The 15716-nt window shown below is 70.3% G+C and carries 11 protein-coding genes; 3 read left to right on the top strand and 8 right to left on the bottom strand.

Going from position 1 to position 15716, the window contains the following annotated elements; all coding sequences use genetic code 11:
• Positions 1–493: 493 nt before the first annotated feature.
• Together ACFYXU_RS00005 and dapA are read right to left on the bottom strand one after the other, a co-directional pair.
• Positions 494–2179: a ribonuclease J gene (locus ACFYXU_RS00005; RefSeq protein WP_361396906.1), complete on the bottom strand. Its 1686-nt coding sequence runs from the start codon at positions 2177–2179 to the stop codon at positions 494–496.
• A gap of 100 nt (positions 2180–2279) precedes the next feature.
• Complete coding sequence (gene dapA / locus ACFYXU_RS00010; RefSeq protein WP_389455989.1) at positions 2280–3179, bottom strand: 4-hydroxy-tetrahydrodipicolinate synthase; 900 nt, start codon at positions 3177–3179, stop codon at positions 2280–2282.
• 338 nt (positions 3180–3517) lie between these two features.
• Here dapA and ACFYXU_RS00015 point away from each other — a divergent pair, with 338 nt between their 5' ends.
• Both ACFYXU_RS00015 and ACFYXU_RS00020 read left to right on the top strand, forming a co-directional pair.
• Positions 3518–3784, top strand: coding sequence for a hypothetical protein (locus ACFYXU_RS00015; RefSeq protein WP_376517589.1), 267 nt, complete (start codon positions 3518–3520; stop codon positions 3782–3784).
• 54 nt (positions 3785–3838) lie between these two features.
• Positions 3839–4399, top strand: coding sequence for a hypothetical protein (locus ACFYXU_RS00020; RefSeq protein WP_361396903.1), 561 nt, complete (start codon positions 3839–3841; stop codon positions 4397–4399).
• On the opposite strand, the gene ACFYXU_RS00025 is transcribed toward ACFYXU_RS00020, so the two are convergent.
• The 6 genes from ACFYXU_RS00025 to eccD all read right to left on the bottom strand — a co-directional run bounded on the left by ACFYXU_RS00025 (position 4389) and on the right by eccD (position 11467).
• On the bottom strand, positions 4389–4841 hold the full coding sequence (locus ACFYXU_RS00025; RefSeq protein WP_329850714.1) for a hypothetical protein: 453 nt from the start codon (positions 4839–4841) through the stop codon (positions 4389–4391). The two genes, ACFYXU_RS00020 and ACFYXU_RS00025, sit on opposite strands and share 11 nt — an antisense overlap.
• A 4-nt stretch (positions 4842–4845) precedes the next feature.
• Complete coding sequence (dapB, locus tag ACFYXU_RS00030) at positions 4846–5598, bottom strand: 4-hydroxy-tetrahydrodipicolinate reductase (RefSeq protein WP_329850712.1); 753 nt, start codon at positions 5596–5598, stop codon at positions 4846–4848.
• A gap of 25 nt (positions 5599–5623) precedes the next feature.
• Positions 5624–7003 carry a M16 family metallopeptidase gene (locus ACFYXU_RS00035; RefSeq protein WP_389408169.1) on the bottom strand — a complete coding sequence of 460 codons (1380 nt, stop codon included), beginning with the start codon at positions 7001–7003 and terminating at the stop codon, positions 5624–5626.
• Positions 7000–9219, bottom strand: a complete 2220-nt coding sequence (locus tag ACFYXU_RS00040; protein WP_376515405.1) for a polyribonucleotide nucleotidyltransferase — start codon at positions 9217–9219, stop codon at positions 7000–7002. The genes ACFYXU_RS00035 and ACFYXU_RS00040 overlap by 4 nt, the downstream gene beginning before the upstream one ends.
• Positions 9220–9502: 283 nt before the next feature.
• Positions 9503–9793 (bottom strand): 30S ribosomal protein S15, encoded by a 291-nt coding sequence (rpsO, locus tag ACFYXU_RS00045; RefSeq protein WP_189806146.1) that lies wholly within the window; start codon positions 9791–9793, stop codon positions 9503–9505.
• Between the two features lie 201 nt (positions 9794–9994).
• Positions 9995–11467 carry a type VII secretion integral membrane protein EccD gene (gene eccD / locus ACFYXU_RS00050; RefSeq protein WP_389455991.1) on the bottom strand — a complete coding sequence of 491 codons (1473 nt, stop codon included), beginning with the start codon at positions 11465–11467 and terminating at the stop codon, positions 9995–9997.
• A gap of 225 nt (positions 11468–11692) precedes the next feature.
• Here eccD and eccCa point away from each other — a divergent pair, with 225 nt between their 5' ends.
• Positions 11693–15655 (top strand): type VII secretion protein EccCa, encoded by a 3963-nt coding sequence (gene eccCa, locus ACFYXU_RS00055; RefSeq protein ID WP_376515408.1) that lies wholly within the window; start codon positions 11693–11695, stop codon positions 15653–15655.
• Positions 15656–15716 lie beyond the last annotated feature (61 nt).

The following is a 15716-nucleotide window of genomic DNA, read 5'->3' on the forward strand; positions in this document are numbered from 1 at the left end:
TACCCGTAATCGGGTCAGACACTCGCGTTGAGCGGGACAGTCATGCCGGAATATGGCCGACCGTCCACAGCGTCCTCGCTGTAGTGTGCCACCCCAAGGGGTGGACTTTTTCAAAGGAACCTCGACCATCCGAAGATGGACGGGGTATCAACTAATCTGGCGTTGATTTTTGGCACGCTGTTGAGTTCTCAAGGTGCGGACGCTTCCTTCGTTCCTGTTTCCAGGCCCTCCGGGCGCTTCCTTCGTTTCCGACTCTATCAGATCTTTCCGATCCGATTTCCTCGGTGCTTTCCGGTCCCGAATTGTTTTTCTTTCGGGGCCTTTCGGCGTGTTCCGACTTTATCAGAAGTTCTGAGTCGGATTTCCCGCCTCCCGGTTCCTCCTCCTGGCACACAGCGGCGCCGGGGGCTTCCCGTTCTGGCGGAGCCGTAAACGTACTGGAGCGGGGCGCCCCGATGCAAATCGAGGCGGCCCCGCTCCGGTGACGCGCTGGTCAGACCTCCACGACGACCGGGAGGATCATCGGGCGCCGGCGGTAGGTGTCGGAGACCCACTTGCCGACGGAGCGGCGGATCAGCTGCTGGAGCTGGTGGGGTTCCAGGACACCGTCCTGGGCCGACCTGTTGATGGCCTGGTCGATCTTCGGGACCACCGCGTCGAACGCGGAGTCGTCGATCCCGGAGCCGCGGGCGTGGATGTGCGGGCCGGCGGTGATCTTGCCGGTCGAGGAGTCCACGACCACGAAGACCGAGATGATGCCCTCCTCGCCGAGGATCCGGCGGTCCTTGAGGGAGGTCTCGGTGACGTCGCCGACCGAGAGGCCGTCCACGTACACGTAACCGGCCTGGACCTTGCCGGTGATGCGGGCGCGGCCGTCGACCAGGTCGACGACGACGCCGTCCTCGGCGATGACGATGTGGTCCTTCGGGATCCCCGTCATCGCGCCGAGCTCGGCGTTGGCACGCAGGTGGCGCCATTCGCCGTGGACCGGCATGAGGTTCTTCGGCTTGCAGATGTTGTAGAAGTACAGCAGCTCGCCGGCCGAGGCGTGGCCCGAGACGTGGACCTTGGCGTTGCCCTTGTGGACCACGTTCGCGCCCCAGCGGGTCAGGCCGTTGATCACGCGGTAGACCGCGTTCTCGTTGCCCGGGATGAGCGAGGACGCGAGGATAACCGTGTCGCCGGGGACGATCCGGATCTGGTGGTCGCGGTTGGCCATGCGGGACAGGGCCGCCATGGGCTCGCCCTGGGAACCGGTGCAGACCAGCACGACCTCGTCGTCCGGCAGGTCGTCGAGGGTCTTCACGTCCACGACGAGACCGGCCGGGACCCGGAGGTAGCCCAGGTCGCGGGCGATGCCCATGTTGCGGACCATCGAGCGGCCGACGAAGGCGACCCTGCGGCCGTACTCGTGGGCGGCGTCGATGATCTGCTGGATGCGGTGCACGTGGCTGGCGAAGCTGGCCACGATGATGCGCTTCGGGGCGTTCGCGAAGACGTTCCGCAGGACGTTCGAGATGTCCCGCTCCGGCGGGACGAAGCCCGGGACCTCGGCGTTCGTCGAGTCGGACAGCAGGAGGTCGATGCCCTCCTCGCTGAGCCGCGCGAACGCGTGGAGGTCGGTGAGCCGGCCGTCCATCGGGAGCTGGTCCATCTTGAAGTCGCCGGTGGCGACGGCCATGCCCGCGGGGGTGCGGATGGCAACGGCCAGGGCGTCCGGGATGGAGTGGTTGACCGCGATGAACTCGCAGTCGAAGGGGCCCAGCGTCTCGCGGTCGCCCTCCTTCACCTCGAGGGTGTAGGGGCGGATGCGGTGCTCCTGGAGCTTCGCCTCGATCAGCGCGAGGGTCAGCTTGGAGCCGATGAGCGGGATGTCCGGCTTCAGCCGGAGCAGGTAGGGGACGGCACCGATGTGGTCCTCGTGGCCGTGCGTGAGCACGATGCCCTCGATGTCGTCGAGACGGTCCCGGATGATGCTGAAGTCCGGCAGGATCAGGTCGACGCCGGGCTGCTCCTCCTCGGGGAAGAGGACGCCGCAGTCGACGATCAGCAGACGGCCGTCGAACTCGAAGACCGTCATGTTGCGGCCGATCTCGCCGAGGCCGCCCAGCGGGATGACGCGCAGGGCGCCCTTGGGCAGCTTCGGCGGGGCGCCGAGTTCAGGATGCGGATGACTCAAAAGACTCTCCTCACCATGCACGCCACGTACCGTTCGGGCACGTGGCGCGCATGACAATCGTGCACTTGCTGTTGTCAGTGTTCAGTTGTGAAGTCTGTTGTCAGAGTTCTACCCCGCCGGCGGCCAGGTCGACCTTGAGCTGCTCGGTCTCCTGCGCGGAGAGCTCGACGAGCGGCAGTCGGAGCGGGCCGGCCGGGAGACCCTGGAGGGCCAGGGCGGCCTTGGTGGTCATGACGCCCTGGGTGCGGAACATGCCGGTGTAGACCGGGAGCAGCTTCTGGTGGATCTCCGTGGCCTTCTGGACCTCGCCGCCGAGGTGGGCGTCGAGGAGGGCGCGGAGCTCCGGGGTGACGAGGTGGCCGACGACGGAGACGAAGCCGCAGGCTCCGACGGAGAGCAGCGGCAGGTTGAGCATGTCGTCGCCGGAGTACCAGGCGAGTCCGGAGCGGGCGATGGCCCAGCTGGCGCGGCCGAGGTCGCCCTTGGCGTCCTTGTTGGCGACGACGCGCGGGTGCTGGGCGAGACGGACGAGCGTCTCTGTGTCGATCGGGACGCCGCTGCGGCCGGGGATGTCGTAGAGCATCACGGGGAGGCCGGTGGCGTCGGCGATGGCCGAGAAGTGCTGGTACAGGCCCTCCTGCGAGGGCTTGTTGTAGTAGGGCGTCACGGCGAGGAGGCCGTGGGCGCCGTCGCGCTCGGCCGTGCGGGCCAGCTCCAGGGAGTGGCGGGTGTCGTTGGTGCCGACGCCGGCGACGACGTGGGCGCGGTCGCCGACCGCCTCCAGTACGGCTCGTACGAGGTCCGATTTCTCCGCGTCGCTGGTGGTCGGGGACTCGCCGGTGGTGCCGTTGATGACGAGGCCGTCGTTGCCCGCGTCCACCAGGTGGGTGGCGAGTCGCTGGGCACCGTCGAGGTCGAGTGCGCCGTCCGCCGTGAAGGGCGTGACCATGGCGGTGAGGACCCGCCCGAAGGGGGTATGCGGAGTGGAGATCGGAGCCATGGGTAACACGCTACTCGCTGCTCAGCGCCGGGTGTCCCCTAGGGGGACAGGAGAAAGGGAGCCCGGCGCTGCCTGCTCGGGGGTTCAGGCAGCGCCGGGTCCGTTTGATCAGCCTAGATGAACTTCGTGAAACGTCGCAATACGGACACTTCGCATCGTGCGTTCGGACATGTGTGCCGCACGGGACTGCACAGTCGTCCAACACCCGGCTCCGCCCCCTCCCCCGGGGGTCCTACCGGAGGATGAGATTCGGCCGCTTTGATGAAAAAGGGCACCAAAACATCGGTTCCGTCGTCTCTACCTGTGACGCATGACGCCGAAGAAGGAGAGTGGCTCTGATGTTTTCCCCCCAGACTCCGTCCGGGGGTACCCCCAGGCGAGAGGATGTACCGTTCGCGTTCGTCGCGGAGGCGGACCACTTCCGCAGTAACGTCACTCCACCGCCCCGGGAGCGCCTCAGCGCCTCGCAGATCGTGGGCCGCACCCTGCTCGGACTGACCGTCGTGGCCGGCCTCGCCGGGTCCCTCATCTTCGGGATGCCCTCGCTCCAGTCGGGCGACTCGGGCCCGCGTCACCAGCAGTCCGAGGCCTCCGACAACCGCTGAGGTAGCCTCACCGGGCACTGCCCCTTCGAGCGTGCTTCTGAGTGAGGACCTGTCGTGCCCCTGCCCTTCCTGACGGCCGACCGTGCTTTTGACACGACCGACCATGTCGCCCTGCCGTTCGACGACCACGATCAGTGGCGCCGACCGTACCGGCCGGGGTCGTGGCGGGTGGGAGCGGCCGCGCTCGCGCTGCTGCTCGCCTCCTTCGTGCTGCTCGCCGCCGTGATCATCGCGGCCGCCGGTGCCTTCGGCGGCGCGGCCGTCACGTTCGGCATCGCCGTGCTCGTGATCGCCGCCTCCCTGCGGATGCTCCGCGTGGGCACCTGGGTGAGCCGGGCCGGCGTACGCCGCGTGGGCTTCCTCTCGACCAGCACCGTGCCCTGGGCGAAGGTGGCGTCCGTGCGGACCGTCCAGCAGCCCGTGCGCTGGCTGGGACTCCCCCGCACCGTCCAGGGCCAGGCCCTGGTGCTCGACCGCCGCGGCGGTGAGCAGCTCCAGCTGCTCACCGACCACAACGCCGACTTCCTCTCCCGGGTCGAGGCCTTCGACCGGGCCGCCGACACCGTCGAGGCCTGGAACGCCGAGTACGGCACGGCCCCGGACGCTACGCGCTGACCGCGCGCCCCTCGTGGAGCGCGATGGCCCGCTGCATGGCCTTGCGCGCCCGGGGGGTGTCCCGCGCGTCGTGGTAGGCCACGGCGAGGCGGAACCAGCAGCGCCAGTCCTCGGGCGAGTCCTCCGTCTCGGCCTTGCGCCGGGCGAAGACCTCGTCGGCCGAGTCCCGGAGGATCCGGCCGCCCTCGGTGCGCTTCAGCTCGTCGACGGGCAGGCCGCCCTCGGCCTCCAGCTCCGCCGCGAGGCGGTTGGCCCGGCGGGCGAAGCTGGTGTTCTTCCAGAGGAACCAGCCGCCGACGGCCGGCAGCAGGAACGCCACCGCGCCCATGCCCATGGCGGCCGGCTCGCCCGTGAGGAGGAGCAGGACGCCCTCCATCGCCACCACGCCGAAGACGAGCACCAGCACGGTGGCGAGGAAGACGTACGTGATCTTTCCGCCCATGTCGTCAGCCCAGGTCCAGGAAGTGCTCCAGGCCGAAGGTGAGGCCCGGAGTGGTGGTCACGCGGCGGGCGCCCAGGAGGATGCCCGGCATGAAGCTGGAGTGGTGCAGGGAGTCGTGCCGGACGGTGAGGGTCTCGCCCTCGCCGCCGAGCAGCACCTCCTGGTGGGCGAGCAGGCCCCGGAGGCGTACGGCGTGCACCGGGACGCCGTCCACGTCCGCGCCGCGCGCGCCGTCGAGGCCGGTGGCCGTGGCGTCGGGCTGCGGGGCGCAGCCTGCCTTCGACCGGGCCTCGGCGATGAGCTGGGCGGTGCGGGTGGCCGTGCCGGACGGCGCGTCGACCTTGTTCGGGTGGTGCAGCTCGACGACCTCGACCGACTCGAAGTACGGGGCCGCGATCTGGGCGAACTTCATGGTGAGGACCGCGCCGATGGAGAAGTTCGGCGCGATGAGGACGCCGGTCTCCGGGGAGGCGGCGAGCCGGTCCTTCAGCTGCGCGAGGCGGTCCTCGGTCCAGCCGGTGGTGCCGACGACGGCGTGGATGCCGTGGCGCACGCAGAAGTCGAGGTTCTCCATCACGGAGTCCGGGGTGGTCAGCTCGACGACGACCTGGGCGCCCGCCTCGGTGAGGGTCTCCAGGGCGTCGCCGCGGCCGAGGGCCGCGACCAGTTCCATGTCCTCGGCGGCCTCGACGGCCCTGACGGCCTCGGAGCCGATGCGGCCCTTGGCTCCGAGGACCGCGACGCGCAGCTTGCTCATTGCTCTTCCTTAGGGGACGGGTCGGTCAGGAGACCGCGTGGTGGAGGCGGTCCGCCTGCTTGTCCTTCAGCGGGCCGATCACCGAGAGCGAGGGCCGCTGCTCCAGTACATCGCGCGCCACCGCGCGGACGTCGTCCGGGGTGACCTGCGCGATCCGGGTGAGCATGTCGTCGACCGACATCTGGGTGCCCCAGCACAGTTCGCTCTTGCCGATGCGGTTCATCAGCGCGCCGGTGTCCTCCAGGCCGAGCACGGTCGAGCCGGAGAGCTGCCCGACGGCGCGGGTGATCTCCTCGTCCGTGAGGCCGTCGGAGGCGACCTTGTCGAGCTCGTCCCGGCAGATCTTCAGGACGTCGTGGACCTGGCCGGGACGGCAGCCCGCGTACACCCCGAAGAGGCCGCAGTCGGCGAAGCCCGAGGTGTACGAGTACACGCTGTAGGCCAGGCCGCGCTTCTCGCGGACCTCCTGGAAGAGGCGGGAGGACATGCCGCCGCCGAGGGCCGTGTTCAGCACGCCGAGGGCCCAGCGGCGCTCGTCGGTGCGGGCCAGGCCCGGCATGCCGAGGACCACGTGGGCCTGCTCGGTCTTGCGGTTCAGGAGCTCGACGCGGCCCGCGGCGCGCAGGGTGCGCCGGCCGTCGCGGGGGGCGACGGGGACGGCGTCGGTACGGGTGAGGGCGCCGGCCTTCTCGAAGGCGCGGCGGACCTGGCGTACCACCGTGGCGTGGTCGACGTTGCCCGCGGCGGCGACGACCAGGTGGGTCGGGTCGTAGTGCTTCTTGTAGAAGCGGGCGATCTGGCCGCGGCTGAGCGCGTTGATCGTGTCGACGGTGCCGAGGACCGGGCGGCCCAGCGGGGTGTCGCCGAACATCGTCTGCGCGAACAGCTCGTGCACCACGTCACCGGGGTCGTCCTCGGTCATCGCGATCTCTTCGAGGATGACGCCGCGCTCGGCGTCGACGTCCTCGTCGAGGATGAGCGAGTCGGTGAGCATGTCGCAGACGACGTCGATCGCCAGCGGCAGGTCGGTGTCGAGGACCCGCGCGTAGTAGCAGGTGTACTCCTTCGCCGTGAAGGCGTTCATCTCGCCGCCGACCGCGTCGATCGTGGCGGAGATGTCGAGGGCGGACCGCTTGCGGGTGCCCTTGAAGAGGAGGTGCTCCAGGTAGTGGGTCGCGCCGTTGAGCGTCGGCGTCTCGTCGCGGGAGCCCACGTGGGCCCAGATGCCGAAGGTGGCGGAGCGCACGGACGGGAGGGTCTCGGTGACGATCCGCAGGCCGCCGGGGAGGGTCGTGCGGCGGACGGTGCCGATGCCGTCCTTGCCCGGGAGAAGCGTTTGGGTACGGGCGACGGCCCGCCCCTCCGAGGAGGGGCGGGCCGTCGCGCGGGAACTACGGGACGTCACTTGGCAGCGTCGTCCTTGTCACCCTCGGCAGCGTCCTCGTCCGCCATGACGGGGACGAGGGAGAGCTTGCCGCGCTGGTCGATCTCGGCGATCTCGACCTGGACCTTCGAGCCGATCGCGAGCACGTCCTCGACGTTCTCCACGCGCTTGCCACCGGCGAGCTTGCGGATCTGCGAGATGTGCAGCAGGCCGTCCTTGCCGGGCATCAGGGAGACGAAGGCACCGAAGGTGGTGGTCTTGACGACCGTACCCAGGTAGCGCTCGCCGACCTCCGGCATGGTCGGGTTGGCGATGCCGTTGATCGTGGCGCGGGCGGCCTCGGCCTGCGAGCCCTGGGCGGCACCGATGTAGATGGTGCCGTCGTCCTCGATCGTGATGTCGGCGCCGGTGTCCTCCTGGATCTGGTTGATCATCTTGCCCTTGGGGCCGATGACCTCACCGATCTTGTCCACGGGGATCTTGACGGTGATGATCCGCGGGGCGTTCGGGGACATCTCGTCCGGCGTGTCGATCGCTTCCATCATCACGTCGAGGATGTGGAGGCGGGCGTCGCGGGCCTGCTTGAGGGCCGCGGCCAGGACGGAGGCCGGGATGCCGTCCAGCTTGGTGTCGAGCTGGAGGGCGGTGACGAACTCCTTCGTACCGGCGACCTTGAAGTCCATGTCGCCGAAGGCGTCCTCCGCACCGAGGATGTCGGTGAGGGCGACGTAGTGCGTCTGGCCGTCGATCTCCTCGGAGATCAGACCCATGGCGATGCCGGCGACGGCGGCCTTGAGCGGCACACCGGCGTTCAGCAGCGACATGGTCGAGGCGCAGACCGAGCCCATCGACGTCGAACCGTTGGAGCCGAGGGCCTCGGACACCTGGCGGATCGCGTAGGGGAACTCCTCGCGCGTCGGCAGCACCGGCACGATGGCGCGCTCGGCGAGCGCGCCGTGGCCGATCTCGCGGCGCTTGGGCGAGCCCACGCGGCCGGTCTCGCCGACGGAGTACGGCGGGAAGTTGTAGTTGTGCATGTAGCGCTTGCGGGTCACCGGGGAGAGGGTGTCCAGCTGCTGCTCCATGCGGAGCATGTTGAGGGTGGTGACGCCCAGGATCTGGGTCTCGCCACGCTCGAACAGCGCCGAGCCGTGCACGCGCGGGATGGCCTCGACCTCGGCCGCGAGCGTACGGATGTCGGTGAGGCCACGGCCGTCGATGCGGACCTTGTCCTTGATGACGCGCTCGCGGACCAGCTTCTTGGTCAGCGCGCGGTACGCACCGGAGATCTCCTTCTCGCGGCCCTCGAAGGCCGGGAGGAGCTTCTCGGCGGCGATCTCCTTGATGCGGTCGAGCTCGGCCTCGCGCTCCTGCTTGCCGGCGATGGTGAGCGCCTTGGTGAGCTCACCCTTGACGGCGGAGGTGAGCGCCTCGAGGACGTCGTCCTGGTAGTCCAGGAAGACCGGGAACTCGCCGGTGGGCTTGGCGGCCTTGGCGGCGAGGTCCGACTGGGCCTTGCAGAGGACCTTGATGAAGGGCTTCGCGGCCTCGAGACCGGCGGCGACGACCTCCTCGGTCGGCGCCTCGGCGCCGCCCTTGACGAGCTCGATGGTCTTCTCGGTGGCCTCGGCCTCGACCATCATGATCGCGACGTCGCCGTCCTCCAGGACGCGACCGGCGACCACCATGTCGAAGACGGCGTCCTCGAGCTCGGTGTGCGTCGGGAACGCGACCCACTGGCCCTTGATCAGGGCGACGCGGGTGGCGCCGATGGGGCCGGAGAAGGGCAGGCCCGCCAGGATCGTCGACGCGGAGGCGGCGTTGATCGCGACCACGTCGTACAGGTGGTCGGGGTTGAGCGCCATGATCGTCTCGACGATCTGGATCTCGTTGCGCAGGCCCTTCTTGAAGGAGGGGCGCAGCGGGCGGTCGATCAGGCGGCAGGTGAGGATCGCGTCCTCGGAGGGGCGGCCCTCCCGGCGGAAGAAGGAGCCGGGGATCTTGCCGGCCGCGTACTGCCGCTCCTCGACGTCCACCGTGAGGGGGAAAAAGTCGAGCTGGTCCTTGGGGCGCTTCGAGGCGGTGGTCGCGGAGAGGACCATCGTGTCGTCGTCCAGGTAGGCGACGGCGGAGCCGGCGGCCTGCTTGGCCAGACGGCCGGTCTCGAAGCGGATGGTGCGGGTACCGAAGGCGCCGTTGTCGATGACGGCCTCGGCGTAGTGGGTCTCGTTCTCCACTATGGGTTTCTCCTACGTGTTCGTCTTTGCGTCCTGGCGGCCCGTGTGGCCGGGGACGGTGTACGACGGTGGCGGAGAGCTCGCCCAGGGTGCGGGCCGGTCTTCGATCGAAGCACCCGGTCATTCGGTTCCGGGGGCCACTACCGAGGACCGGCGGCTGGCCGGCGGGGTCACGCTCGTCGTACGGGATGGTGCGACCAGACTAAGTCCCGATGCGCACTTTGTGCACGTACAGCAAAGGGAGCGGCCCCCTGAAAGTGGGAACCGCTCCCTTCGTGGCGTCTTACTTGGCGCCGCCGGCCGCACCGCGGCGGATGCCGAGGCGGTCGACCAGCGTACGGAAGCGCTGGATGTCCTTCTTGGCCAGGTACTGCAGCAGGCGGCGGCGCTGGCCGACCAGGATCAGCAGACCACGACGGGAGTGGTGGTCGTGCTTGTGCTGCTTGAGGTGCTCGGTCAGGTCCGAGATGCGGCGGGACAGCATCGCGACCTGGACCTCGGGAGAGCCGGTGTCGCCCTCCTTGGTGCCGAACTCGGCAAAGATCTGCTTCTTGACAGCGGCGTCGAGAGCCACGCGGTTCTCCTCGTTGGTTCGTGCGCCCGTGAGTGCCCCTGGTCTAGGTCTCAGGGGAAGCTTCCGTGACTCGACGGGCGAAGGTCCGATGGGCGCAGCTTCCAGAGGCTTCCGAGTGATCTCGGGTGCTTTCCGGGAGCGCGTACACAAACGGCCGTCACACAGCGTACCAGCTCGCCGGAGCGCTCCCGCATCGCCCTCCTACTTGCTGGTCAGCGCGCGGACCGAGGAGAAGACGTCGAGGACGGCGAGGGCGAGCGGGACCAGGGAGAGGAGGACGAAGCCCTCGGCCAGGTCGAGGAGCCGGCCCCAGAAGGGGGAGAGGCCCTTCCTCGGGATGATCAGGCCGATGGCGGTGATCAGCGCGGCGCCGGCGGCGACGGCGGCGGTGAGCCAGATGGTGCGGATGTCGAGGCCGCCCCGGTCCCCGTACATGAGGAGCTCGCGGACCAGGTCGGCCGGCGGGTTGAGGGAGAGGCCGAGGACGAGCAGCGCGATGGCGGCGATGCCGGCGACGAGGACGCAGGCGACCTGCGAGGTGTAGCGGAAGAGGCGGGCGCGCAGCAGCATCGCGAGGCCGGCGGCGAGGGCGAGGAGCTGGCCCCAGACGTTTCCGGCGAAGCCGAGGACGGCGGCCGAGCCGACGACGACGGCGGCACAGCCGCCGACGAGGCCGAGGAGCATCTCGTGGCCGCGGCGGGCCTGGAGCGCGATGCGCTCGCCGTCGACGGCCTGGGCCTCCTCGCCCTGGTGGGGGTCGCCGGAGAACTCGTCCTCGGAGGCGCTGCGCGGGGCGGCGTAGCCGATGGGGAGGCGGGCGAAGCGGGCGGAGAGTCCGGGCAGGAAGGCGACGAGGCCGATGGCGACGGGGGCGCAGGCGGCGGCCGTCTCGGTGGCGGAGCTCTCGGTGAGGATCGCCACGAAGGTGGCGAGGGTGCCGACGCCGGCGAGGAAGGTGGCGGCCACGAAGGGGGCGTCGCCGCTGGGGGTGAGCGCGACGAGGGCCACGGAGGCGACGAGGACGGTGACGCTGCCGAGCAGGAACTGGAGGCGGCCGGGGCCGTCCCCGGCGTCGGGCGCGATGATCCCGGAGCCGGCGATGAGGAGCAGCGGCAGTGCGCCGAGGCCGAGGGCGACGGCGGTCGCCCGGTCCGCGTAGACGCGGGCGCGGACGCCGGCGAAGGCGGTGAGCAGGAGGCCGGCGGCGCCCGCGATGATCCCGGGGAGGCTGTGCATGTCGTGGCGGACGGGGTCGGCGAACCAGAGGACGAAGCCCATGAGGACGAGGAGCAGCACGCCGCCGAGGAGTCCGGCGCCCCGCAGCAGTTCGTCGCTCCACAGGTGGCGGTCGCGGGTGACGGCGGAGGCGACGGCGTCGGAGACGTCGTCGTAGACCGCCGGCGGGAGAGACTGGGCGAAGGGGCGCAGGGAGAGGACCTCGCCGTCGAGGACCTGCTGGGCGGCGAGGGTGCGGGCGCCGTCGAGGACGGATCCGTCGCGGCGGACCAGGTGGTAGCCGGTCGGGGTGCCGGGCTCCTGGCTCTGGCCGGTGAGGCGCAGGATCTCCGGGTAGACGTCGGCGACGGCGATGTCCTCGGGGAGCGCGACGTCGATGCGGCTGTCCGGCGCCACGACGGTGACGCGGCAGAAGCCGGTCGCTGCGGTCGTACTCACGTGTGTGGACCCCCTGGTTCGCGGTTGCGCCCGTCGTGATGCGCGGTCGCGCCTTCTGATTCGCGGTTGCGCACGATGCGCGCGCCACCCTACCGGGGACGGCCGGTGGGGGCTGCAAGTAGGATCGCCGTCCCATGGGGGAAGTCCGCGCGCTCGGCTGCCGGCAGGGGTCGAGCGCGCGTGCTCCCGCCACGAGCCCGCCTCCAACGAGGGATTGATGCGCCGGTGAGCCAGATCGTCGTCAAACGCCCGCCGAGGTCACTTCCTCCAGAAGTGCCCGGTGAGGAACTGCTCCTGGAGTCTCCGCCGGAACTTCCGCGGGGGCAGCAGGAGTCGGCGCTGATGCAGCTTCTGCCGATGCTCGGCATGGGTTCCTCGGTCGTCTTCTTCTTCATGACGCCGTCGCCGATCATGCGGATCATGGGCACGCTGATGCTCGCGTCGACGGTCGCGATGGCCGTCGCGCAGTTCGTGAGATTCCGTCGCGGTACGCAGGGGCAAATGGCCGATGTCCGCCGCGACTACCTCAAATACCTCGCCCAGACCCGGCGTACGGTCCGGCGCACCGCCCGCAGGCAGCGGGACGCGCAGCTCTATCTGCACCCGTCCCCCGAGCAGCTGTGGTCGGTGGTCGCGGAGGGTTCCCGGGTGTGGGAGCGCCGGGTCGGCGACCACGACTTCGGGCAGGCGCGGATCGGGCTCGGGGCGCAGCAGCTGGCGACGCCGCTGGTGGCACCGGACACCGCTCCGGTGGACGAGCTGGAGCCGCTGTGCGCGGGCGCGATGCAGCAGTTCCTCGCGGTGCACGGCACCTTGGACGGGCTGCCGATGGCGGTCTCGATGCGGGCGTTCTACCACGTGACGGTGTCGGGCGAGCCGGAGTCGGCGCAGGCCGCGGCGCGCGCGCTGGTGGCGCAGCTGGTGACGCTGCACTCCCCCGACGACCTGATGCTGGCGGTGGTGGCGGCGCGGCCGGCGCAGGAGCGCTGGGACTGGACGAAGTGGCTGCCGCACACGCAGGTTTCGGGACAGCCCAACAGCTACGACGGGGCGGGTACGAAGCGCCTGTTCGGTGACGACCTCGGTGAGCTGGAGAACCTGGTCCGTTCGAAGCTGGAGGGGCGGACGCGCTTCTCGCGGGAGAGCCAGCCGGTCCTCGACCAGCCGCACATGGTGGTGGTCCTCGACGGGGGGATGGTGCCGCCGGACTCGCTGCTCGCGGCGCCCGAGGGTCTCCAGGGCGTGACGATCGTGGAGGTCGTCTCCGGTGAGCTGGACGAGCCGCGCGGCGGTCTGTCGGTGGTCGTGCGGCCGGGCCGGCTGCGTCTGGAGTCGGGCGGCGGCTTCGCGTACGAGGGGCTGCCGGACGGCATCTCGCTGCCGGCCGCCGAGGCGCTGGCCCGGCAGCTGGCGCCGCTGCGGATGGGCGGCGGGGACGACGACGAGCCGCTGCTCGCGAACCTGGACTTCACGGATCTGCTGAACCTGGGCGACGCGGCCTCGGTGGACGTGACGCGGACCTGGCGGCCGCGCTCGGTGGCCGAGCGGCTCCGGGTGCCGATCGGGGTCGGCGAGGACGGCCAGCCGGTCATGCTGGACCTGAAGGAGGCGGCGCAGGAGGGCATGGGCCCGCACGGTCTGTGCGTCGGCGCGACCGGTTCCGGCAAGTCGGAGCTGCTGCGCACGCTGGTGCTCGGTCTCGCGGTGACGCACTCCTCGGAGACGCTGAACTTCGTCCTCGCGGACTTCAAGGGCGGTGCGACCTTCGCGGGCATGTCGCAGATGCCGCACGTGGCGGCGGTCATCACGAACCTGTCGGACGACCTGACGCTCGTCGACCGCATGGGCGACGCGATCCGGGGCGAGCTCCAGCGGCGGCAGGAGCTGCTGCGTTCCGCGGGCAACTACGCGAACATCCACGACTACGAGAAGGCGCGTGCGGCGGGTGCTCCGCTGGAGCCGCTGGCCTCGCTGGTCCTGGTGATCGACGAGTTCTCGGAGCTCCTCACCGCCAAGCCGGACTTCATCGACATGTTCATCCAGATCGGCCGCATCGGCCGTTCGCTCGGGGTGCACCTGCTGCTGGCCTCGCAGCGCCTGGAGGAGGGCAAGCTGCGCGGTCTGGACACGTACCTCTCGTACCGGATCGGTCTGCGGACCTTCTCGGCGGCGGAGTCGCGGACGGCGATCGGCGTGCCGGACGCCTATCACCTGCCGTCGGTGCCGGGTTCGGGCTATCTGAAGTTCGGCACGGACGAGATGACCCGCTTCAAGGCGGCGTACGTCTCGGGGACCTACCGGACGGGCGGGCCGCGCCTGGAGATCGGGCAGCTGCCGGTGGAGCGGCGGCCCGCGCTGTTCACGGCGTCGCCGGTGCCGGTGGTGTACGCGGCGCCGGACCCGGCCTATCTGACGGCGCGGCGCTCCGAGGAGGACGACGCGCTCGCGGACACGGTCCTCGACGTGATCGTGCGGCGTCTGGAGGGCCAGGGGGTGCCGGCGCACCAGGTGTGGCTGCCGCCGCTCGACCAGGCGCCCTCGCTGGACCAGTTGCTGCCGGGGCTCGCGCAGACGGCTGACCGGGGGCTCACGGCGACGGAGTACACGCGTCAGGGCGGGCTCACGGTGCCGCTCGGTCTCATCGACAAGCCGTTCGAGCAGCGGCGTGAGGTGCTGTACCGGGACTTCTCGGGTGCGGCCGGTCACATGATGGTGGTCGGCGGTCCGCAGTCCGGCAAGTCGACGATCATGCGGACGCTGGTGTCGTCGTTCGCGCTCACCCACACTCCGGCCGAAGTGCAGTTCTACTGCCTGGACTTCGGTGGTGGCGGCATGGTGTCGCTGGCCGACCTGCCGCACGTCGGCGGGGTGGCGTCGCGGCTCGACCCGGAGCGGGTGCGCCGGACGGTCGCGGAGGTGATGGGCGTCCTGAACCGGCGGGAGGAGTTCTTCCGCTCGCACGCCATCGACTCGATCGCGACCTACCGCCGCAAGCGGGCGGCGGGTGAGCTGCCGGGCGAGGCCTGGGGCGACGTGTTCCTGATCGTGGACGGCTGGGGCGGCTTCCGCAACGACTACGACACGCTGGAGCCGATCGTCGCCGACATCGCGGCGCGCGGTCTGGGCTACGGCATCCACGTGGTGATCACCGCCGCCCGGTACATGGAGGTGCGGGCGGCGCTCAAGGACCAGATGCTGGGCCGTCTCGAACTGCGGCTCGGTGACGTCATGGACTCGGAGTTCGACCGCAAGGTCGCGGCGAACGTGCCGACCGGTGTGCCGGGCCGCGGCCAGGTGCCGGAGAAGCTGCACTTCATGGGGGCGCTGCCGCGGATCGACGGGGCGAGCTCCTCGGACGATCTGGCGGACGGCACGGCGGCGTTCGTGCAGGCCGTGAAGGCGAGCTGGACCTCGGCCCCGGCGCCGGCGGTGCGACTGCTGCCGCGCAGGCTGCCGGCGGAGCAGCTGCCGAAGGGCTTCGAGTACCCGCAGCACGGCATCGCGATCGGCATCGACGAGACGAACCTGGAGCCGGTGTTCGTCGACTTCGAGTCGGATCCGTTCTTCATGATCTTCGGCGAGAGCGAGTCCGGCAAGACGGGGCTGCTCCGGCTGATCGCCAAGCAGTTGTGCGAGCGGTACACGCCGGAGCAGGCGCGGATCGTGGTGGGCGACTACCGGCGGACGATGCTGGAGGCGGTCGCGCCCTCGCACCTCCTGGAGTACGCGCCGATGGCCTCGGCCATGCAGATGCACATGGACGCGATCAACACGGTGATGACGAAGCGGGCGCCGAAGCCCGACATCACGCCGCAGCAGCTGCGGGACCGCAGCTGGTGGTCGGGTCCGCAACTGTTCGTCCTGGTGGACGACTTCGAGCTGGTGGCGACGAACTCGGGCAACCCGATGGCGGTGCTGGTGGAGAACCTGCCCTTCGCCCGGGACGTCGGCATCCGGTTCATCGTGGCCCGCAGCCAGGCGGGCGCCTCCCGGGCGATGTACGAGCCGTTCATGCAGCGGATGCGGGAGCTGGGCGCGCAGGGCGTGCTCCTCTCCGGCGATCCGCAGGAGGGCGACATCCTCGGCGGCGTCCGGGCGCGGCCGATGCCTCCGGGCCGGGGCACGTTCGTGTCGCGGAAGCGGGGCACGCCGCTGGTGCAGCTGGGGTGGCTGCCCGAGCAGCACTGACCGGGCGGTCCGAACGGCACTGAGCTGCCGGAACAGGCCCGGGCTCGCGGAACAGCCCCGG

The organism is Streptomyces sp. NPDC002232 (assembly GCF_042890295.1).
Taxonomy (GTDB): domain Bacteria; phylum Actinomycetota; class Actinomycetes; order Streptomycetales; family Streptomycetaceae; genus Streptomyces.

Excerpts from the sequence above, each read along its gene's own strand:
- dapA (WP_389455989.1), bottom strand. The coding sequence starts at position 3,179 with ATGGCTCCGATCTCCACTCCGCATACCCCCTTCGGGCGGGTCCTCACC.
- ACFYXU_RS00015 (WP_376517589.1), top strand. The coding sequence starts at position 3,518 with ATGTTTTCCCCCCAGACTCCGTCCGGGGGTACCCCCAGGCGAGAGGAT.
- ACFYXU_RS00025 (WP_329850714.1), bottom strand. The coding sequence starts at position 4,841 with ATGGGCGGAAAGATCACGTACGTCTTCCTCGCCACCGTGCTGGTGCTC.
- dapB (WP_329850712.1), bottom strand. The coding sequence starts at position 5,598 with ATGAGCAAGCTGCGCGTCGCGGTCCTCGGAGCCAAGGGCCGCATCGGC.